Genomic DNA, 20197 nt, shown 5'->3' with positions numbered 1-20197 from the left:
GTGCTCGCCTTGGCGGCCAAGGCCGCGATCATGCTCGGATCCTTCCTGCTGGCGGGATCAGTGCTTATGTTGTTCCTCGTCAGGCCCGGTACTGACGAGTTTGTGATAACCATTATCAATCTGATGATGGGCGGGGCCCTCGTCGGGGCGGGCATCGTAGGTGCCCGTTGCAACACCCGCCTGACTTCCTACAAGGAGGACTTGTGACTGAACCAACGGGCGTGTCCCGACGGAATCTGTTGCAGATTATGGGCTTGTCGACCGTTGGCGTCGCAGGTCTCGGTGCTGCCGCGGCGTGCGCCCCGGCCAATACCAACACTGGGGGAAACAACAAACCTGGCGGCTCCGGCAACCAGGCGTCCGGCGGCGAGTACCACGGCGCCTACCCGTACACCCAGCCACCGCAGGGTCATTTCAACCTGGCCGGGCAGCCGTACGTCGGCGTGCCGAACGCCATCTTCATCGGTCCGTACAGCGACCTGGTCAACCTGCCCAGCGGCTACTACCGGTGGAAGGACCAGACCTGGCAGCTGTTCCTGCTCGACTCCTACAGCCTCGACAAGGCTTCCAACACCTACACGTTGAAGATCAAGTCGGGCTTGAAGTGGAGCGACGGTTCGCCGTTGACCTCCCAGGACTACCTGACCACCTTCTACTGCCAGTTCGCCCTCAACGGCCAGCTCTGGCAGCAGATCAGCAAGATCGACGCGCCGGACGACAACACCGTGACCGTGGTGATGGACAAGCCGGCGATGGTGGTGGAGCGCTACTTGCTGCGCAGCAACATCATCTCCACCGCGACCTTCGGCAAGTTCGCCGATCGTGCCAAGGCGATCGTCGAGGCCGGTGCCGACACCAGCTCTGACGAGTTCTCCAAGCTCAACCAGGATCTGGTGAACTTCAAGCCGGACAAGCTGATCTCCAACGGTCCGTTCAACTACGACTTCGCGACGATCAACGCCACCCAGCTCAACCTGGTCAAGGTCAAGGACGGGACGCTGGCCGACACGGTCAGGTTCGACAAGCTGCTGATCTACAACGGCGAGACCCCGACCGTCACGCCGCTCGTGCTGAGCAAGGACGTGGACTATGCCACCCACGGTTTCCCGGTGGCATCGGAGAAGCAGTTCGAGTCGCTGGGTTACAAGATCCTGCGCTCGCCTGTCTACTCGGGCCCCGCCCTCTACTTCTCCTATGACAAGGTGCCGGAATTCAAGGACTACAAGGTCCGGCAGGCACTGATCCAGGCCTTCGACCACAAGCAGAACGGCACCGTCGCGTTGGGTGAGTCGGGTGCACCGATCACCTACTACACGGGCTTCTCCGACAACCTGGTGGATCAGTGGATCACCGCCGACGGCAAGGGCAAGTTGAAGCAGTACCAGTTCGACCAGGATGCCGCGGCCAAGGGTCTGGAATCGGCCGGCTGGAAGCGTCAGGGCAATGCTTGGAAGCTGCCCAGCGGCAAGGCCGCGGCTTATGAGTTGATCTACCCGTCCGACTTCGCGGACTGGAGCGGCGCGGCCAAGGACCTGGCCGAGCAGCTGACCAAGTTCGGTGTCAAGATCACCTTGCACGGCATCGAGTCGACCCAGATCACGCCGCAGGAACAGAAGAGCAACTTCCAGCTCGCGATCAACGCCTGGGGCAGCTCGACCCACCCGTACCCGTACTTCTCCTTCGTCACCAACTTCCTCAACATGAACTACCCGATCACCAAGAACGTCGGTGGGAAGGGCATGAACTTCCCGCTCAAGACGAGCGTGCCGGGGATGGGAACGGTCGACATCCAGGAGTTGATCAACAAGTCCGGTGAGGGTATCGACGAGGCGGAGGTGCAGAAGAACGCCACGACTCTGGCGATCGTCTTCAACACCCTGCTGCCGATCCTGCCACTCTTCGAACGCCACGCGAATGCTCCGGCGCTCGACGGAGTGCGGGTGGCGAAGTTCCCGGATCCGGATGACCCGATCGTCCAGAACTCGCTGTATGCCGACAACCCGGTCATCTACGGCATGTTGACCGGTTCCATCGAGCCGAAGGCCTGATCAGCCACCTGTCGAGGGGCCCCTCCGACCCGCATCCGTGCGATGTGGGCGGGGTGGCCCCTCGTCCGTTTTCCCGCAGGCATGCTGATCCCGAGATGTTGATCTTGGGGTCTTGACAGCCGAACCACCGCATCGCTAGCTTGTGACCTAATTTCGTTCACTCTGAGAGAAATTATGGCTGCTGCCGGTCCGATGCGCTCCGCCAATCGCAGTGCGGTGTTGTCAGTGCTGCTGTCCGGCCGTCTGCTGGATCGCAATCAGATCATCGACAGCTCGCAGCTCAGCCGCGCCACCGTATTCCGGATCGTCGACGACCTGCGGGGATCCGGTCTGGTGACCGAGCACGAGCTGAAACCGCCGCCGGGCCCGGGCCGACCGCCGATCGGTATCCAGCTGGTGGCCGGTGCGCGCCGGGTCTGCGGTGTTGATCTTGGCGGGACCCGATGCCGGCTGGTGCTGTCGGACCTGCTCGGCCGGACGATCGCGCGGTCAGAGCATCGGACTCCTGGTGATCTTGACGGTGCCGGTCTGGCCGCGTGGATCGCGGCCCGGGTCGCCGATCTGGGTGCCGAGTCGGTGCAGGCCGGGCCGCTGGGTGCGGTGGCGATCGGCCTGCCGGGTGCGATCTCGGGTGACAGCAGCACGGTGGTCGCCTCACAGAACCTGCCACCGATCCGCGGAGCCGGCTTCATCAAGGCCCTGCACCGGGCGATCGGGGTGCCGGTGACCGTCGAGAACGACTCCAACCTGGCGCTGCTCGGCGAACTGCGGTACGGCACGCTGGCGCCCGACGAAACGGTGAGCCTGTTGGCGATCGGCACCGGACTGGGATCGGCGACCGCGATCGACGGACACGTCCTGCGCAGCCGCGACGGTCGGCTGGGGGAGTTCGGTCGGTTGAACCTGCCGGGCTCCAAGGTCCGGATCCGGGACCTCGTGTCCGGAGCCGGACTGGTCGGCTACGCCCAGGAGTGCGGCTTCGACATCAGCGATGCGCGCGAGGTGCTGGTCGACACCGTCCGCTACAGCGGACTGCACCGGCAGGTCACCGAGGCGCTGGTGCATCTGGTGGCGATCGTCGCCCTGGCGTACGAGCCGCGGGCGGTGCTGCTGACCGGGGGCTTCTCCCACGGCCTGGACGAAACACTGCTGCAGCGGGTCAGCGCCGAGGTGACCGGCATCGTCGGCGTCCCGGTCAGTCTGCGCCGCACCTCCCTTGGGGATCATGCCGGACTGTACGGGGCGCTGGCCTCGGCGCTCGACGGGTTGTACCGGGCGCTGGGCGTCCTGCCGGACCATCTGGATTCGATCGAGGTCGACCGGGCACTGGTTACCGATCTCTTCGACCACGCAGCCGCTGACGAACGAAAGGAGTCATGATGGCGAGCGTCGAACACCTTGCCGACGCCGTGCTGTTCCCCTCCCTGGGCCGGCCGACCGTGGCGAACTGGATCCACCAGCCGGTTGCCGCCGGACTGGGCGGCTTCGTGCTCTTCGGCCGGGAGGCCACCTCCGGTGATCAACTTCGTCGGTTGACCGGCGAGTTGCGCAGCCTTGCCCCTGGAACCCACATCGCTGTCGACGAGGAGGGTGGTGACGTCAGCCGCCTGGAGGCCACCGGGATGATCAGCACGCCGGGCAACCTCGCGCTGGGTCGTATCGATGATCTCGAGGTCACGCGGGAGTGCGCGGTCCAGCTCGGCCTTGCCCTGCGCAGTGTCGGAGTGGACTGGAACTTCGCCCCGGCTGTTGACGTGGCTGTCAACCCGTTGACCCCCAACGGCGTCCGGTGCTTCGGCAATGATCGCGCCCGGGTCGGCGAACACGCGGCGGCATGGGTCGACGGGCTGCAGTCCACCGGAGTCAGCGCCTGCGCCAAGCACTTCCCGGGTCACGGTCTCAGCGGCACCGACGCGCACCTGGGCACACCCGATCTCGAGCTCTCCAGGGCCGAACTGGTCGACGCCTACCTCGATCCGTTCCGTACGGTGATCGCCGCCGGGGTGGATTCGATCATGGTCTCCCACCCGCGGGTACCAGCCCTCGACGACTATCCGGCCTCCATCAGCAAGCCGGTGATCACCGGGCTGCTCCGGGACGAACTCGGCTACGACGGTGTGGTGATCACGGACGCCCTGGAGATGCAGGGAGTCGCCCTCGTCGCGGACCTGCCGCGAGCCGCGGTCCTCGCCCTGCAGGCCGGGGCCGACGCACTCTGCCTCGGCTCCTGGTCCTTCGGCGACGACGTGGAGACCTGTGTCGCGGCGATCACCGCCGCAGTAGCCTCCGGTGACCTCGATCGCAAACAGCTGGAGCGCTCCGTGGAACGGCTGGAGCAGATCGGCTCACGGGAACCGACGGTGACCGGCGAACCTGATCACCAGCTTGGATTCCGTCTTGCGCGACAGGCGATCGAAGTCGACGGACAGCCGGAACTGCGGGGCGCGGCGGTGCTGGTCGTACGCCTGGAGCCGGGGATCTCGCCGGCCGCCGGACGCGGGCACGGTGATGTCGAGGGGCTGCTGGAGTCCAGGGGGCTCATCGTCGAGCGGATCGCTGTCGCGGGGGAGACGTACAACGGCGAGGGCATGGTGCGCGCCGGTATCTCCGAATTCCGGTCGGAGTACGGCAGTGACGGCGAGGTCATCGTGCTGGTCCGCAGCCCGCATCGCTACCAGTGGCAGCAGCGGCTGCTGGACGAGATCCTCCAGACCACCAAGGATGTGATCGTCCTGGACATGGGGCTGGTGGATCGCGACTTCTCCGCGACCAGGGCGTGGATCAGGACCTTCGGCGGATCGTCCGCCTGCGCCACCGCGGCGGCTGACCTGCTCAGGCCGGAGCAGTGGCGATGAGCACGCCGACGGTGTTCACCGATGCCAGGATGGTGCTGCCCGACCGGGTGCTGCACGGCTGGCTGGAAATCGACGATGGTCGGATCAGCAGCCTGGGACCGGGTGGGCCACCGGCCGGGGCAGCCCGCTCAGTTGATCTTGGCGGCCGGTACCTCGCTCCGGGACTGGTCGATGTGCACTGCCACGGCGCTGCCGGCTCCGTCGTCTACACCGGTTCGGCCGATGATCTGGAGCAGGTCGCCGGCGCACATCTGCAGCACGGCACGACGTCGATGCTCGCCTCGGTTGCGACGCTGCCCTCGGACGTGATGATCAGGGCCGCCGAGGTGATCGGTCACGCTGTGCGGCAGACCGCGGCAGCCAACCTCGCCGGGTTGCACCTGGAGGGTCCGTTCCTGTCCCAGGTGCGGCGTGGTGCGCAACTGGAAACGGCGCTGCTCGCTCCGGATCCGGCGCTGACCGGCCGGCTGCTGGACGCCGCGGGCGACATCCCGATCATGATGACGATCGCGCCCGAGCTGGACGGTGCGATCTCGCTGATCGAGGATTTCGCCGGCCGCTGCCGCTTTGCGATCGGACACACCGACGCCAGCTACAGGCAGGTGATCGCGGCGATCGATGCCGGTGCGCGGCACGTCACCCACCTGTTCAACGGAATGGCTCCGCTGGAACATCGCAACCCAGGACCGATCGCCGCGGCCCTGACCGACCGGCGGGTCAGCTACGAACTGATCGCCGATGGGCATCACATCCCTGACCCCGGTGCTGGCAATGGCGGCTGAAGTCGATCAAGGGCGCCGGACGGTCCTGGTCACCGACGCGTCGATCGCCGCCGGACTCGGCGACGGTCACTACCGCTTCGCCGGACGCGAGGTCGACGTTGTCGACGGCGTCGTGCGCCGTGCCGGCACCGGACGACTGGCCGGCTCGACGGCCTTCCTGCTGGACTGCGTCCGGACCATGATCAACGAGGTCGGGATCGGCGTCGTGGATGCGGTCCGGATGGCCAGCGAGACGCCGGCCGCAGCGGCGGGACTGGAAGGCCGGGGCGCGCTGCGGCCCGGCAACCGCGCGGGATCTGTTGGTCCTGGCAGCTGATCTCGACCTGCTTGACGTCTACTGCGGGGGTAGCCGGGTGGCGCTGTAGCCACCCCCGAACGGAAACCGGCCGACGCGCCGGACCTACGAACCAGCTAGGAGTGCGATGAGTGAACCGAACGGCATTTCCCGCCGCGACCTGTTCGGACTGGTCGGGCTGTCGTCCCTCGGAGCCGTCGGCGTGGGAGCCGTCGGAGCCGGATGTGCGCCGGCCAAGCCGAAGGCCGGCGCCGACGGCGGCACGGGAGGATCGAGCACCGGTGGCGAGTTCCATGCCGGCACGCTCTACCTGCCCGTCCCCCAGGGCAACTACAACTGCGCCGGGCAGCCCTTCGTCAAGATCCCGAACGCGATCCTGTTCTCCGGCAACTACGGAGATCTGGTGATGCTGCCGAGCGCCTTCTACCACTGGAAGGAGCAGACCTGGGATCTGTATCTGGTCGACTCCTTCGCACTGGACCAGGCGAGCAACACCTACACCGTCAAGATCAAATCCGATCTGACCTGGAGTGACGGGAAGCCGATCACCGCCCAGGATTATCTGACCACGTTCTGGTGCCAGTGGGTGCTCGGTTCCCCGTTGTGGGACTACATCGACAAGATCGCCGCACCTGACGATCACACGTTCACGATGAAGATGAACCAGCCGGCCCCGGTGGTGGAGCGCTATCTGCTGCACAGCAACATCATTCCGACCCAGCAGTACGGCGACATCGCCGAGCAGGCACGCAAGATCGCTGAGGGCGGCGGGTCCGCATCGTCAGAGCCGGCGGCCGCGTTGAACACCAAGCTGGTGAAGTATCAGCCGGAGAACTACATCGCCAGCGGACCGTTCACCATCGACTACAAGTCGATGAGCAACAGCCAGCTGACGTTGATCAAGAACACCCACGGGTATGCAGCGGACCGGGTGAAGTTCGACCGGATCGTGATCTACAACGGCGAGACGCCGGAGATCTCGCCGCTGGTGCTCAGCAAGGACATCGACTACGCCACCAACGGCTTCCCGGTGGCCTCGGCCAAGCAGTTCGAAAGCCTCGGCTATGAGATCCTCCGTCCGCCGACCTACTCCGGGCCGGCGCTCTACATGAGCTTCGACAAGCAGCCGGAGTTCACCGACGTCAGGGTCCGGCAGGCGTTGAACCACGCGATCGACCATGCCCGCAACGGCTCCACCGCATTGGGATCGTCCGGCAAACCGACCAAGTACTACAGCGGATTCTCCGACTTCCTGGTCGACGCCTGGGTCAGCCCGGATCAGAAGTCGGCGCTGAACGACTACGGCTACGACCAGGACAAGGCCGCTTCACTGCTGGAGGCAGCCGGTTGGAAGCGTTCCGGCAACTCCTGGCGGCTGCCGAACGGGAAGGCCGCCGCCTACGAGCTGCTCTTCCCGTCGGACTACGCGGACTGGAGCGGGGCGGCCAAGGACCTGGGCGAGCAACTGACCAAGTTCGGCATCCCGATCAAGCTGCGTGGCGTGGTTTCCACCCAGCAGCCGATCAACGTCTACAAGAGCGACTTCCAGTTGGCGATCCAAGCCTGGGGCAACTCCGCCCAGCCGTACCCGTACTTCTCCTTCGTCGCCGCCTTCCTCAACTACAACTATCCGCTGGCGAAGAACAACGGGGGCCGGGGGATCGACTACGCGCTGAAACGCAACGTCGCCGGCTTCGGCAAGGTCGACATCCAGAAGCTGATCGAGGCGACGGGCAGCGGGACCGACCAGGACACCCTCATCGCCAACACCACCAAGCTGGCGCGCATCTTCAACGCCGAGTTGCCGATCATTCCGCTCTTCGAACGGCTCGGGAACTCACCGGCGCTGAACGGGGTCCGGGTGAAGAACTTCCCGACCAACGACGATCCGTTGATCACCAACTCGCTCTACGCCGACAACCTGGTGATCCTGGCGATGTTGAGCGGGGAGCTGGAGCCGGTCGCCAAGTAGCCGGAAACAGGGCCGTGATCGCCGGCTACCGACCGATGACCCGGGTCGCCGCGGCAGCGACCGGCTGCGCCGCCGGCGAGCCGGAGCCGTCGCGGCGACCGTCGGCCGCCGGCAGATCGATCGGAGCACCACTGTCGGCCGCAGCCACGGCAGGGATCTGACCGGCCCAGGCGAAGTGCAGGGTGTCCTCGCCCTTCAGGAAGCGGTGACACCGTACGCCTCCGGTAGCCCGGCCCTTGCCGGGATACTCCGCGAACGGGGTGACCTTGATCGTTCCCGCGTCGGTGCCGGGTAGCGCATCACTGCTACCCGCGACCGTCACGACGATCGCGTCGGCACCGGACGGTACGGCGCCGAAGGAGACCACCGACCGACCGGCGCCCAGTTTGATCCCGGCGATGCCGCCGCCGGAACGCCCCTGCGGTCGTACCGCCGAGGCCGGGAAGTGCAGAAGTTGGGCGTCGTCGGAGATGAAGATCAACTCCGTCGAGTCGTCGGCCAGCTCCACCGCGCCGACGACTTCGTCGCCGTCGTCGAGCCGGACGATGTCCCACGCGTCCCGGCCGAGTACCTCGGGATTGACCCGCTTCACCACACCGCGGCGGGTGCCCAGTGCGATCGTTGATGCATCCTCGTCCAGCCTCGCCAGGGCCAGGATCCTTTCACCGGGTTCGGCGGCGGCGGTCAGTTCGGTGACATGGGCACCGCCCTGCAGGTTCGGCGCGTTGGCGGTCACCGGCACCGTCGGCAGGTCGAGGGCATTGCCGCGGATCATCCGACCGGCGCTGGTGATCAGGCCGTACTCCCCGCGGGCGGTGGTGCGGACCGCGGAAACGATCACATCGTGGTTGCTCCGCCCGCCCTCGGTCGGCAGCGGCTCGGCGTTCTCGGTGCGGGCGAGCAGACCGGCGGAGGAGAGCAGCACCCAACACGGGTCGTCGGGCACCTCGAGCGGAGTCGCGGTGGCCGTCGCGGTGACGCCGCTGGAGGACAACAGGATGGTACGGCGCGGGGTGCCGAACTGTTTGGCCACCTCGGCCAGCTCGTTGCCGACCAGGGTGCGGAGCTGATCATCGTTGTCGATGATCTCGGTCAGCTCCGCGATGGTGTTCTGCAGCTGGTCGCGTTCCTGCTCCAGTTCGATCTTGGAGTACTTGGTCAGCCGCCGCAGCTGCATGTCCAGGATGTAGTTGGCCTGGGTCTCGGTGAGTTCGAAGACCTCGATCAACCGTGCCCGGGCGGCCGCGGCATCGTCCGAACCGCGGATGATCGCGATCACGTCGTCGATGTCGACGATCGCGATCAACAGCCCTTCGACCAGATGCAGTCGCTCGACCGCCTTGTCGCGGTCGAAGGTCGTGCGGCGCAGGACGACCTCGAGCCGATGGCTGAGGTAGACCTCCAGCAGATCCTTCAGTGGAAGGGTTCTGGGCTGTTCGTCGACCAGGGCAACCGCATTGATCGCGAACGAGTCCTCGAGTTTGGTCAGCCGGTAGAGCTGCTCGAGCAGGGCGTCAGGATTGAACCCGTTCTTAACCTCGATCACCAACCGGGTGCCGTTGGCCAGGTCGGTGAGGTCCTTCAGATCCGCGATGCCCTGCAGTTTCTTCGACCCGACCAGCGACTTGACCTGCTCGATGATCTTCTCCGGCCCGACGTTGTAGGGCAGCTCGGTGATCACGATTCCCTTGCGCCGCGGGGTGACCTGCTCGACTCGGGCCGTTGCCCTGATCTTGAAGGATCCCCTGCCGGTCTCGTACGCTTCCCGTACGCCGTCCAGGCCGATGATCTTGCCGCCGGTGGGCAGATCCGGGCCCGGGATGAAGCGCATCAGCGTATCGAGTGTGGCGTTGGGATGTTTGAGCAGATGCCGCAGCGCCTGGACCACCTCGACCAGGTTGTGTGGCGCGCAGTTCGTGGCCATGCCGACCGCGATCCCGTTGGCGCCGTTGACCAGCAGGTTGGGGTAGGCCGCCGGCAGGACGACCGGCTCGGTCTCCTTGCCGTCGTAGTTGTTCTTGAAGTCGACGGTGTCCTTGTCCAGCCCGTCGGTCATCACCATCGCGGGTGGCGCCATCCGGCACTCGGTGTATCGCATCGCCGCCGGACCGGCGTCCAGCGACCCGAAGTTGCCGTGCCCGTCGACCATCGGCAGCCGCATCACCCAGGGCTGGGCCATCCGGACCAGGGCGTCGTAGATCGCACCGTCGCCGTGCGGGTGCAACACACCCATCACCTGACCGACCACCCGTGCGCACTTCACGTGCGGCCGATCGGGGTAGACCCGCATGTCGCGCATCGAGTAGAGGATCCGGCGCTGAACGGGTTTCAGCCCGTCCCGGGCGTCCGGGAGTGCCCGGGTGTAGATCACCGAGTAGGCGTACTCCAGGTAACTGGTCTCCATCTCGGAGCGGACGTCGATGTCGACGATCCTCTCCGCGGCGTCGTCCGGGGGTGGCGTCTGGGTCTTGCGAGCAGCCATCGTGGGTCGTTAACTCCTCAGGTTCGAAGCTTGGGCGATTGTCTCTCAGACGCGGGAGAATCCGGGAAATGGCTCGCCGGGCGGCCCGGAGTAGGCCGACACACCGCACAGATGAGGGAATTATTGACCCCTCGGCATTGGGGGGCGGCCGACACGGGTCAGCGCAGTCGCTTGGTCCGCTTGACGATCTGCTTCCGCAGCCGGCGGCGGTGCTCGGCCTCGCCGGCGAAGAGCACACCGAAGGTGAAGCCGTTGCGGCCGGGGATGCCGCCCAGGTCGCGCAGGAACACCGAGGCGAGTCTGCTGTCCTGGTAGTCGCCGAGCAGGTCCTGCAATTCCTTCCGGTCGGCGACGACCGCCTCCGCCGCCGGGCCGAGAACCTCCAGCGATGCCTCGGTCGCGTACCGGGCACGTTTGCCGGCCTTGCGCGCGGAGTGGATCAGCTCGTCGGCCTCGGGGTCATCGGCGGCGATCGCGGTGACGGCGCGTTCCAGCCTTCGGGCCAGGCGCCGGTCGGCCTTCCTGACGTACTTCTTGATCCTGTTCGCCGGCCGGTCCGCCTCCGGCGTCCAGGGCGGGCTGGGTTTCCAGCGACGCAGCTGCTCGGTGAGGTCGGCGTAGCGCTCGCCGTGCATCACATCACGCAGACCGTCCAGGGCGAGCCCGCGACGACTGTCGAGTTGTCGCCTCAGCTCACCTCGCGCGTCGTTCAGCACCAGCCGCTCGTCGAGTTGGTCAACGGCAGACTCCAGCCGGACCCGCAGCACGTCGAGATCACGAATCGCGCCGAGCGTCAGGCCGTACCACTGCGTGTCCTCGGCGAACCGGTCGGCCTCCGGCTCGGAGAAGACATCGGCGAAGATCCGGATGAGGCTGCGCAGCCGGCGGCAGGCCACGCGGGCGTCGTGGATCTGGTCCTCGTCGATCCGGGGCGACTCGCCGGCCAGCGCGGTCCGTAGTTCGCAGTTGATCGACAACAGCACTTCGCACTGCACCGCCAGATAGCTGCCCAGGACGTCAGCGATGGTGGTCTCAACGTCGACCTTGCTCACCGGTTTCCCCTTCGTCGTCAGTCGAAGTCCGCGGCGTAGAACTCGAACTCTGCCCGCCCGGACCGCGACTCCTCGGTCCGTCGCAACTCCACCCTGCGGATCTCTCCGCTGATCGTCTTGGGCAGCTCTGCGAACTCCAGGATCCTGATCCGCTTGTAGGGCGCCAACTGGTTCCTGACGAAGGCGAAGATGTCCCGGGCGGTCTGGGCATCCGGTTGCCGGTCCGCAGCCAGCACGATGTAGGCCTTCGGAACGGCCAGCCGTACCGGATCCGGGTGGGGGACGACCGCGGCCTCCGCCACCGCCGGATGCTCGATCAGCACCGACTCCAGTTCGAACGGGCTGATCCGGTAATCACTGGCCTTGAACACGTCGTCGGCCCGGCCGATGTAGGTGAGGTAGTTGTCCTGATCAATGCTGACGACGTCGCCGGTGTGGTAGACGCCGCCGTGGAAGGCCTGCTGGTTCTTGGCGTCGTCGAACACCTCGGCCCGCTCCTTGTAGCCGGTCATCAGCGGTAACGGACGCGGCTGGAGCTCCAGACACAGTTCGCCCTCGTCGGTCCTGGTCTCGCCGGTGGCCGGATCGACCAACCTGACCGAGTATCCCGGGAGCGGGCGGCCCATCGACCCGAGCTTGAGCGGGACGTCCGGAGGATTGCCGACCTGGGCGGACGTCTCGGTCTGCCCGTAGCCGTCGCGAATCGTCAGCTTCCAGGCGGTACGGACCTGCTCGATCACCTCGGGATTCAGCGGTTCGCCGGCGGAGAACACTTCCCGGATCGAGGTGTGAGCCGCCCCGAGATCGGTCTGGATGAGCATCCGCCAGACCGTGGGCGGCGCACAGAAGGTGGTCACACCGGTCTGTTCCAGGACCTGCAGCAGTCCGGCGGGGTTGAACCGCTGGTAGTTGTAGACCAGCACCGACGCCCCGGCGAGCGACGGCGCGAAGAAGCTGCTCCAGGCGTGCTTCGCCCAGCCCGGTGAGCTGATGTTGAGGTGGACGTCCCCGGGCTGCAGGCCCATCCAGAACATCGTGCTCAGGTGACCGATGGGGTAGGAGACCTGGGTGTGCTCGACCAGCTTCGGCAGCGCCGTGGTCCCCGAGGTGAAATAGAGCAGCAGCGGGTCGTCGGCCTTGCTGGCGCCGGGGAAGTTCCGGTCGGCGGCGCTGTCGACGATGACGGTTGCGTAGTCGTGCCAGCCGGCCGGCACCGGCGCGCCCGAGCCGGAACCGTCGACCGCGACCTTGCCGTAGGCGACCTGCAGAGCGCTGAACTTCTCATGATCGTCGGTGTCGGCGATCAGGATCCTCGCTGCGCCGCGTTCCACCCGGTCGGCAAGATCGTTCGCCGACAGCTGCGGGGTCGCCGGGATGATCACCGCGCCGATCCGGATCGCGGCGAGCATGATCTCCCACAGCGGGACGCAGTTGCCGAGCACCAGCAGGACCCGGTCGCCACGACGTACTCCGAGATTCGTCAGCCAATGGGCGACCGCAACGGAACGGTCCCGCAACTGGGCAAAGGTCAGCGACCGGTCCCGGCCGATGCCACCGTCGTCGGCGGCATCGATCACCCGCAGGGCAAGCTGGTCCGGGGTTTCCTCGGCGAGGCCGTCGAACCAGTCGGTGGCGAAGTTGAACAGCGGCAGTTCCGGCCACCGGAAACCGGCGTACGCGGTCTCGTAGTCACTGCGGTGCAGGAGCAGGAAATCCCGCGCCGCGCGGACCTGCGGATGAGTCGCCATGAACCGACGCTATCGCGAATCCACATCAACCCAATCCAAGGTGCGATCGACAGCTTTCCGCCAGCCGGCGTAGCCGGCGGCGCGATCGGCCTGGTTGGAGTGCGGGCTCCACCGCCGGCCCTCGTGCCAGTTCTCCCGGAGTTCGGCGGCATCCTTCCAGAAGCCGGTGGCCAGGCCTGCGGCGTACGCGGCGCCGAGGGCGGTCGTCTCGGCCACCTCCGGCCGACTCACCTCGACACCCAGGACGTCGGCCTGGATCTGCATGCACAACTCGTTGCCGGTGATGCCGCCGTCGACCTTCAGGACGTCGAGGTGGACACCCGAATCCTTCTCCATCGCGTCGGCGACATCCTTGCTCTGATAGCAGATCGCCTCGAGCGTGGCGCGGGCGATGTGCCCGCCGGTGTTGAACCGGGACAGGCCGACGATCGCGCCGCGGGCGTCCGAGCGCCAGTACGGCGCGAACAGGCCGGAGAACGCCGGAACGAAGTAGACGCCGCCGTTGTCGCTGACGGTCCGGGCCAGCGACTCGCTGTCCTCTGCGGAGGAGATGATCTTGAGCTGGTCCCGCAGCCACTGCACCGCCGAACCGGTCACGGCGATGGAGCCCTCCAACGCGTACACGGGGGCCGCGTCGCCGAACTGGTAGCAGACGGTGGTCAACAGGCCGTTGGTGGATCGGACCAGTTGGGTGCCGGTGTTCATCAGCAGGAAGTTGCCGGTGCCGTAGGTGTTCTTGGCCTCTCCGGCTTCCAGGCAGACCTGCCCCACCATCGCCGCTTGTTGATCACCGAGCACTCCGGCCAACGGCACCTCCCGCCCGAGGGGGCCGTCGGCACGCGTGTGGCCGAAGAAGTTCGGATTCGAGGAGCAGCGGATCTCGGGCAGCATCTGCCGCGGGATGGAGAAGAATCCCAGCAACTCGTCGTCCCAGTCGAGGGTCTCCAGGTCCATCAACATGGTCCGCGAGGCGTTGGTGACATCGGTGACGTGGATGCCGCCGTCCGGGCCGCCGGTGAGATTCCACAACAGCCAGCTGTCGGTGGTGCCGAAGATCGCCTCGCCCTTCTCGGCGTCCTGGCGTACACCGTCGACGTTGTCGAGGATCCACTGCACCTTGCCGGCGGAGAAGTAGGTCGCCGGCGGGATGCCTGCCTTGCGCCGGATCACGTCACCACGACCATCCCGGTCCAGGGCGGCGGCGAGCCGGTCGGTCCGGGTGTCCTGCCAGACGATCGCGTTGTAGTACGGACGGCCCGTCCGCCGGTTCCAGACGACGGCCGTCTCCCGCTGGTTGGTGATGCCGAGAGCGGTCAGCTCCGAGGGGTCCAGGCGGAGCTGCTCCACCGTGGACCCGATCACCTCCGAGGTCCGGTCGATGATCTCCACCGGATCATGCTCGACCCAACCGGACCGCGGCATGATCTGGGCGTGTTCGAGCTGGTGCTTGCCGATTTCCTTGCCGGCGTGGTCGAACACCATGAACCGCGTGCTGGTGGTCCCGTGATCAATGGCTGCCACAAAGTCGCCCATGGGCCCGATCATGCCAGCTGGGGTCGGTGAGTATCCCTGCGCCTGAAGTGCTCGGCAAACGGCGTGGACACCTGATGTGTGCTTCTGGACGGCCGATGTTCACGCGTCGCCCGGCGCGAGCCCGTCGGATGCAGCCGATCACCCACCGCGGATCGTCGACCAGCTGCTGCCAGGTGACGTTGAGCACGAGATAACCGGCGAGAACAAGCTCGTTACGTCGCCGACGGCCCGCTTCGAACGCCGCTTCGATCGGAGTGGAACCGGTAGCCGTCGACCTCGATCGCGACCTTCTGTTTCCGGAAAACATGTCGACACACGCGCCGTGCCCGGGAAGGAGGGTTGGGCAGCTTCACCCAGTGGTTGATCGTCCACCCGGTCAGGTGGTTGGCACGCAGCAACCGGTGCAACAGCCGTTCACCTGTGGACGACGTGCACATCGGCCGTCCCAACGACCGGATGAGCGGCCCAAGGACACTCGTCGGGCAGCTGGACGACCGAAGTTCACGCCGGGCGTCGGGCTATACCGTTGACCCGTGCATGATCACGCGTCCTGTTGTGCCCCGGGTGGTCGCGCCGGGGGCCCGTCGGCCACGACATCATCCGGGACACGCCACGAACACGCTCCGCAGTCGCCGGGCCGGCTCGACCGGTCGCCGGATCGCGGCGAGGTGATCGAGCTGCCGGGCGGCGAGTTCTGGATGGGTACCGAGGACGCGGACGGGTTCCCCGAGGACGCCGAGGGGCCGGTCCGGCGGGTGCGGCTCGACGGTTTCGCGATCGGCGCGACCGCCGTCACCAACGACCAGTTCGCCCGGTTCGTCACGGCGACCGGGCGTCGCACCGAGGCGGAGAGCTTCGGCTGGAGCTTCGTGTTCGCCGGATTCCTGCCGGCAGCCATCCGCAAGATCAGCCCGCGCCCCGAAGCGACTCCGTGGTGGTGTGGCGTCGAGGGTGCCACCTGGGAGCATCCCGAAGGTCCGGGATCCGGACTCGACGGTCGCGGTGATCATCCGGTGGTCCACGTGTCCTGGAACGACGCCCTCGCCTACGCCGACTGGATCGGCGGCCGGCTGCCCACCGAGGCGGAATGGGAATACGCTGCCCGCGGTGGTCTGGATCAGGCGCGCTACCCGTGGGGCGACGAACTCACACCGGACGGAAGGCACCTGTGCAACATCTGGCAGGGTCGGTTCCCGGTGCGCAACGACGCCGAGGACGGCTACCGGGGTACGGCCCCGGTGCGCAGCTTTCCGCCCAACGGGTTCGGCCTGTACGAAGTGGTCGGCAACGTCTGGGAGTGGACCGCCGACCGCTGGGGCACCGAGCACCACCTCAACTCTGACGGCTCGCCGGTCCGCGACCCGGTCGGCCCCGACCACGGTGCGCAACGGGTGATGCGCGGCGGCTCCTACCTGTGCCACAGGTCCTACTGCAACCGCTACCGGGTCGCTGCCCGCAGCCGCAACGATCCGAACAGCGGTGGCGGCAACAACGGATTCCGCGTCGTCTTCTGAGCCGGGTCAGCCGAGCCCGCAGGTCTTTACACCGGGTAAGTGGCATGGCAGGGTCACTCGGAGGCACCCGTCCAACGATGCAGAGAGGACGTCTGTGGCCGCTGCGGCGACGATCAGACTGGATCCCGAGTTCACCATCGGCCCGTTGCGGCGCCGGCTGTTCGGCTCGTTCGTCGAGCACCTGCGGCGCTGCGTCTACACCGGCATCTACGAGCCGGACCATCCGACCGCCGACGAGCACGGCTTCCGGCGGGACGTGGCGGAGTTGATCACCGAACTCGGCCCGACGATCATTCGCTACCCGGGCGGGAACTTCGTCTCCGGTTACGACTGGCGGGACGGCGTCGGACCGGTCGACGACCGTCCGACCCGGCTGGACTTCGCCTGGAACGCGGTCGAACCCAACGCGGTCGGCACCGACGAGTTCCTGCAGTGGTGCGGCCGGCTGCACCTGGAGCCGATGCTTGCGGTCAACCTCGGCACCGCCGGCGTCCGCGAGGCGATGGAACTCCTGCAGTACGTGAACGGCCGGCCGGGCACGACGATCGCCGACGAACGGGTTCGCAACGGCCACCGCGAGCCGTACGGCGTGCGGTTCTGGTGCCTGGGCAACGAGATGGACGGACCCTGGCAGATCGGCTCCAAGACTCCGCAGGAGTACGGCCGGCTCGCGGCGGAGACCGGCCGGGTGATGAAGATGTTCGACCGATCCCTGCAGTTGGTCGCCTGCGGGTCGAGCAGCCGCGGCATGCCGACCTTCGGAACCTGGGAACGCGAGGTGCTCGAACGCTGCTTCGATCAGGTCGATCTGATCTCAGCCCACGCCTATTACGAACCGGTCGACGGTGATCATCAGTCCTTCCTGGCCAGCGCGGAGGATCTGCGCCGCTTCATCGCCTCGGTCGTGGCCACCGCCGACCATGTCGCCGCCGTTCACAAGTCGGACAAGCAGATCATGATCAGCTTCGACGAGTGGAACGTCTGGTTCCGGCAACGCTTCGCCGCGCACGATGTGGAGCGAGTCAAGGCAGCCCGGGATCTGATCGAGGACAGCTATGACGTACAGGACGCTGTGGTCGTCGGCAGCCTGCTGATCGAACTGCTGCGCAGCACCGACCGCGTCGCGGTGGCCTGCCAGGCACAACTGGTCAACGTCATCGCGCCGATCATGACCCGACCCGGTGGGGGAGCGTGGCGCCAGACGATCTTCCACCCGTTCGCCCTGACCGCGCGGCATGCCAAGCCCATGGTCCTCGATGTCGCCGCCAAGGGTCCGATGATCACCACCGACCGGTACGGTGCGGTCGATCAGCTGCACAGCGTCGCCACCTACGACGAGCAGACCGGCGAACTGGTGATCTTCGCAGCCAACCGCAGCCGCGCCGACCCGCTGGAGTTGACCATCGATGCGCTGGGCTTCGGGTCACAGCTCACTGTCACCGAACACCTGGTGATCAACGACGCCGACCCTCATGCCCACAACACCGAGGAGACACCGGCGCGGATCGTGCCGCTGCCGGGCACCACACGACTCGACAACGGCCGACCGACCGCCGTGCTGCCACCCGTCTCCTGGCACTGCCTGCGCCTCGCGACCCGATGAGAACCACCGATCGACGACGAGAAGAGGATCAACGATGATCACCAACCGCGGGGTTGCCGCCAAGTTCCTGATCATGGTCTGCGGAGTCCTGCTGTTGATCGCAGGATGGTCGGCCGGCGGGCGGACGGCCGCGACAGCCCAGCCCGGCCGCCCGGCGCCGGCGACCTATACCAACGCGGTCAGCGATTCGTTCTCCGACACGTTCGCCGATCCGTCGATCATCCAGGCCAAGGACGGCTGGTGGTACGCCTACGCCACCGCCGATCCACTCAAGGCCGGTGATCAACCGGGACTGATCCACATCGCCCGCACCAAGGACTTCGTCAACTGGGAGTACCGCGGGACGGTGTTCTCCAGCAGCAACCGACCGGACTATGCCACCGCCGGCGCGGGCCTGTGGGCGCCGGACATCCGCTACATCGACGGCAGGTACGTGCTCTACTTCGCCGTCACCGACACCACCCTGAATGCCGGCGACTTGGACAACGCCATCGGCGTGGCGACCGCACCACGACCTGACGGCCCGTGGACCGCGGCCGACCAGCCGATCATCGAGCCACGGCTGAGGGCGGGCACCTCGGACTACCTCGGCACCATCGACCCCTCCGGCTTCACCGATGTCGGCGGGCAGCATTATCTCTACTTCGGCGGCTACAACGGCGGCATCTGGGCGGCCAAGGTGAGCGCCGACGGGTTGACCGCGGACTCCGACTACACCCAGGTCACCATCGACAACCGGTACGAGGGCGGCTACCTGATCCGCCACGACGGTTGGTACTACTTCATGGGTTCGGTCGCCAACTGTTGTGCCGGACCGACCACCGGCTACTCGGTCTACGCCGGGCGTTCCCGGTCGCCGCTCGGGCCGTTCGTCGATCAGGACGGGCAGAGCCTGATGGACCCGTACGTCGGCGGGACCAACGTGATCATGCAGAACGGCAACACCTACATCGGTCCCGGTCACAACGCGATCGCCACCGACGCCGAGGGTCGCACCTGGATCGTCTACCACGCGATCGACCGCAACAATCCCTGGCTCAACGCTGCGTTCGGCATCAACCGCAGGCCGATGTTGATCGACCGGATCGACTGGATCGACGGCTGGCCGAGGACCCGGGCCGGAGCCGGCCCCTCGGACACCCCGCAGGTGCCGCCGGTGACCACGTCCGGTCTCGGCATCACCGCCGACGACCCGGCGGCGGGCGGCGTACGCGGTCTGACCGCCGGCCCGGATGACGATCAAGCCGGACACACCGCTGCGCTGACCGGCACGGCCAGGACCGACAGGTCGGCGCCGGCCGGATCGGTGCGGGTCCGCTTCGACCTGAAAACCGATCAGCCGGTGACCGTGCAACTGGGCAACCCGAGCGATAAGGTCACGACGACCGTCGACCCGGCCGCCGGACGGCTCAGCGTGACGACCGCCGGTCACCGACACCGGCGGGCCGCCAGCACCGCCCTCGACTGGAACTCCGGCTGGCACACAGTCACGGTGCAGGTCGATCGGCACACCGTCCAGGCCTGGGCCGGCGAATCCGATCTCGCCGATCCCGCAGCCGAGGTCCGGATCAGCGATGATCTTGGACTGCCGTCGGCACCCGTGCGGCTGCGCGGCCACGGGTTGCTGGACAACCTGACGGTACGCCCGGTGGCCCGCCAGGCGACGCGACTGGTCGCCACCCCGACCGCAGGGAGGTTGTTGTCCGACGAGGAGTTCTCCGATCCCGATCTTGCCGGCTGGACCTGGGTCCGTCCGGATGCCGACGCCTCGGTGACCGGTGGGCAGTTCGTCTTCCCGGTCCAATCCGGCGATCTGGCCGGAGACGATGCGCATGCCTCGGTGCTGCTGCACGATCCGCCCACCACCAAGGGTGACTGGATCGTCGAGACCAAACTTGATCTTGATCTGGGCATCGACGAGGTACGTAACTACCAGCAGGCCGGGTTGGTGGCGTACCGCAACGACGACGACTTCGCCAGGCTGGACAAGGTCGCGATCTGGAACACCCGGCAGGTGGAGTTCGGCAGGCAACTGGTTGCCACCGCCGATGGACGCACGGCCTGGGGTGGATCGATCCAGGCCCGACCCGCGGACGGTCCGACCTGGCTCCGGCTGGCCTACCACCGCACGGCCGACGGTGAGCACCGGTTCCGTGCCGCGGTCAGCCGGGACGGCAGGCACTGGATCTGGGGTGCGGTCTGGACCTTCGCCGCCGGCGAGGTACCGCGGATCGGGTTGGTTTCCCAGGGTGGCAGCAGCCCGGCCACCGACGCGCGGTTCGACTACGTACGGTTCTACGCGGCGAAATAGCG

General features: G+C 66.8%; 14 protein-coding genes. 10 read left to right on the top strand and 4 right to left on the bottom strand.

The window, feature by feature from the left end:
• From GJV80_RS09275 to GJV80_RS09245, 7 genes are all read left to right on the top strand, one after another.
• The gene (locus GJV80_RS09275) at positions 1–207 is read left to right on the top strand and encodes a hypothetical protein (protein WP_154687658.1); all 207 of its coding nucleotides are present in this window, start codon (positions 1–3) and stop codon (positions 205–207) included.
• On the top strand, positions 204–2048 hold the full coding sequence (locus tag GJV80_RS09270; RefSeq protein WP_230208293.1) for an ABC transporter substrate-binding protein: 1845 nt from the start codon (positions 204–206) through the stop codon (positions 2046–2048). The genes GJV80_RS09275 and GJV80_RS09270 overlap by 4 nt, the downstream gene beginning before the upstream one ends.
• Before the next feature lie 174 nt (positions 2049–2222).
• Positions 2223–3428 carry an ROK family protein gene (locus GJV80_RS09265; RefSeq protein WP_154687657.1) on the top strand — a complete coding sequence of 402 codons (1206 nt, stop codon included), beginning with the start codon at positions 2223–2225 and terminating at the stop codon, positions 3426–3428.
• Positions 3428–4903 (top strand): glycoside hydrolase family 3 protein, encoded by a 1476-nt coding sequence (locus GJV80_RS09260; protein ID WP_195909259.1) that lies wholly within the window; start codon positions 3428–3430, stop codon positions 4901–4903. The genes GJV80_RS09265 and GJV80_RS09260 overlap by 1 nt, the downstream gene beginning before the upstream one ends.
• Positions 4900–5685 (top strand): N-acetylglucosamine-6-phosphate deacetylase, encoded by a 786-nt coding sequence (locus GJV80_RS09255; protein ID WP_154687655.1) that lies wholly within the window; start codon positions 4900–4902, stop codon positions 5683–5685. The genes GJV80_RS09260 and GJV80_RS09255 overlap by 4 nt, the downstream gene beginning before the upstream one ends.
• Positions 5675–6001 (top strand): hypothetical protein, encoded by a 327-nt coding sequence (locus GJV80_RS09250; protein ID WP_195909258.1) that lies wholly within the window; start codon positions 5675–5677, stop codon positions 5999–6001. The genes GJV80_RS09255 and GJV80_RS09250 overlap by 11 nt, the downstream gene beginning before the upstream one ends.
• Positions 6002–6107: 106 nt before the next feature.
• The gene (locus tag GJV80_RS09245; RefSeq protein ID WP_230208292.1) at positions 6108–7952 is read left to right on the top strand and encodes an ABC transporter substrate-binding protein; all 1845 of its coding nucleotides are present in this window, start codon (positions 6108–6110) and stop codon (positions 7950–7952) included.
• A gap of 25 nt (positions 7953–7977) precedes the next feature.
• Here GJV80_RS09245 and GJV80_RS09240 read toward each other — a convergent pair whose 3' ends face one another.
• The 4 genes from GJV80_RS09240 to glpK all read right to left on the bottom strand — a co-directional run bounded on the left by GJV80_RS09240 (position 7978) and on the right by glpK (position 14767).
• Positions 7978–10434 (bottom strand): DNA topoisomerase (ATP-hydrolyzing) subunit A, encoded by a 2457-nt coding sequence (locus tag GJV80_RS09240; RefSeq protein ID WP_154687653.1) that lies wholly within the window; start codon positions 10432–10434, stop codon positions 7978–7980.
• A gap of 158 nt (positions 10435–10592) precedes the next feature.
• Positions 10593–11486 (bottom strand): CHAD domain-containing protein, encoded by an 894-nt coding sequence (locus tag GJV80_RS09235; RefSeq protein ID WP_195909257.1) that lies wholly within the window; start codon positions 11484–11486, stop codon positions 10593–10595.
• A 17-nt stretch (positions 11487–11503) separates the two neighbouring features.
• Positions 11504–13234 (bottom strand): AMP-binding protein, encoded by a 1731-nt coding sequence (locus GJV80_RS09230; RefSeq protein ID WP_154687651.1) that lies wholly within the window; start codon positions 13232–13234, stop codon positions 11504–11506.
• Positions 13235–13243: 9 nt separating this feature from the next.
• On the bottom strand, positions 13244–14767 hold the full coding sequence (gene glpK, locus GJV80_RS09225) for a glycerol kinase GlpK (protein ID WP_154687650.1): 1524 nt from the start codon (positions 14765–14767) through the stop codon (positions 13244–13246).
• Positions 14768–15300: 533 nt separating this feature from the next.
• On the opposite strand from glpK, the gene GJV80_RS09220 reads away from it, so the two are divergent.
• From GJV80_RS09220 to GJV80_RS09210, 3 genes are all read left to right on the top strand, one after another.
• The gene (locus tag GJV80_RS09220) at positions 15301–16281 is read left to right on the top strand and encodes a formylglycine-generating enzyme family protein (RefSeq protein ID WP_154687649.1); all 981 of its coding nucleotides are present in this window, start codon (positions 15301–15303) and stop codon (positions 16279–16281) included.
• A 94-nt stretch (positions 16282–16375) separates the two neighbouring features.
• Positions 16376–17884, top strand: a complete 1509-nt coding sequence (locus GJV80_RS09215; RefSeq protein ID WP_154687648.1) for an alpha-N-arabinofuranosidase — start codon at positions 16376–16378, stop codon at positions 17882–17884.
• Between the two features lie 34 nt (positions 17885–17918).
• Complete coding sequence (locus tag GJV80_RS09210; protein WP_154687647.1) at positions 17919–20195, top strand: family 43 glycosylhydrolase; 2277 nt, start codon at positions 17919–17921, stop codon at positions 20193–20195.
• The last annotated feature ends 2 nt before the right edge of the window (positions 20196–20197 follow it).

It is taken from the genome of Microlunatus sp. Gsoil 973 (assembly GCF_009707365.1).
In the GTDB taxonomy this organism is placed as follows: domain Bacteria; phylum Actinomycetota; class Actinomycetes; order Propionibacteriales; family Propionibacteriaceae; genus Microlunatus.
This window is presented reverse-complemented; position numbering and strand designations above follow the sequence as displayed.

Coding starts and splice junctions, on each gene's coding strand:
- GJV80_RS09260 (WP_195909259.1), top strand. CDS start 3,428: ATGGCGAGCGTCGAACACCTTGCCGACGCCGTGCTGTTCCCCTCCCTG.
- GJV80_RS09245 (WP_230208292.1), top strand. CDS start 6,108: ATGAGTGAACCGAACGGCATTTCCCGCCGCGACCTGTTCGGACTGGTC.
- GJV80_RS09250 (WP_195909258.1), top strand. CDS start 5,675: ATGGCGGCTGAAGTCGATCAAGGGCGCCGGACGGTCCTGGTCACCGAC.
- GJV80_RS09265 (WP_154687657.1), top strand. CDS start 2,223: ATGGCTGCTGCCGGTCCGATGCGCTCCGCCAATCGCAGTGCGGTGTTG.
- GJV80_RS09230 (WP_154687651.1), bottom strand. CDS start 13,234: ATGGCGACTCATCCGCAGGTCCGCGCGGCGCGGGATTTCCTGCTCCTG.
- GJV80_RS09240 (WP_154687653.1), bottom strand. CDS start 10,434: ATGGCTGCTCGCAAGACCCAGACGCCACCCCCGGACGACGCCGCGGAG.
- GJV80_RS09255 (WP_154687655.1), top strand. CDS start 4,900: ATGAGCACGCCGACGGTGTTCACCGATGCCAGGATGGTGCTGCCCGAC.
- GJV80_RS09210 (WP_154687647.1), top strand. CDS start 17,919: ATGATCACCAACCGCGGGGTTGCCGCCAAGTTCCTGATCATGGTCTGC.
- glpK (WP_154687650.1), bottom strand. CDS start 14,767: ATGGGCGACTTTGTGGCAGCCATTGATCACGGGACCACCAGCACGCGG.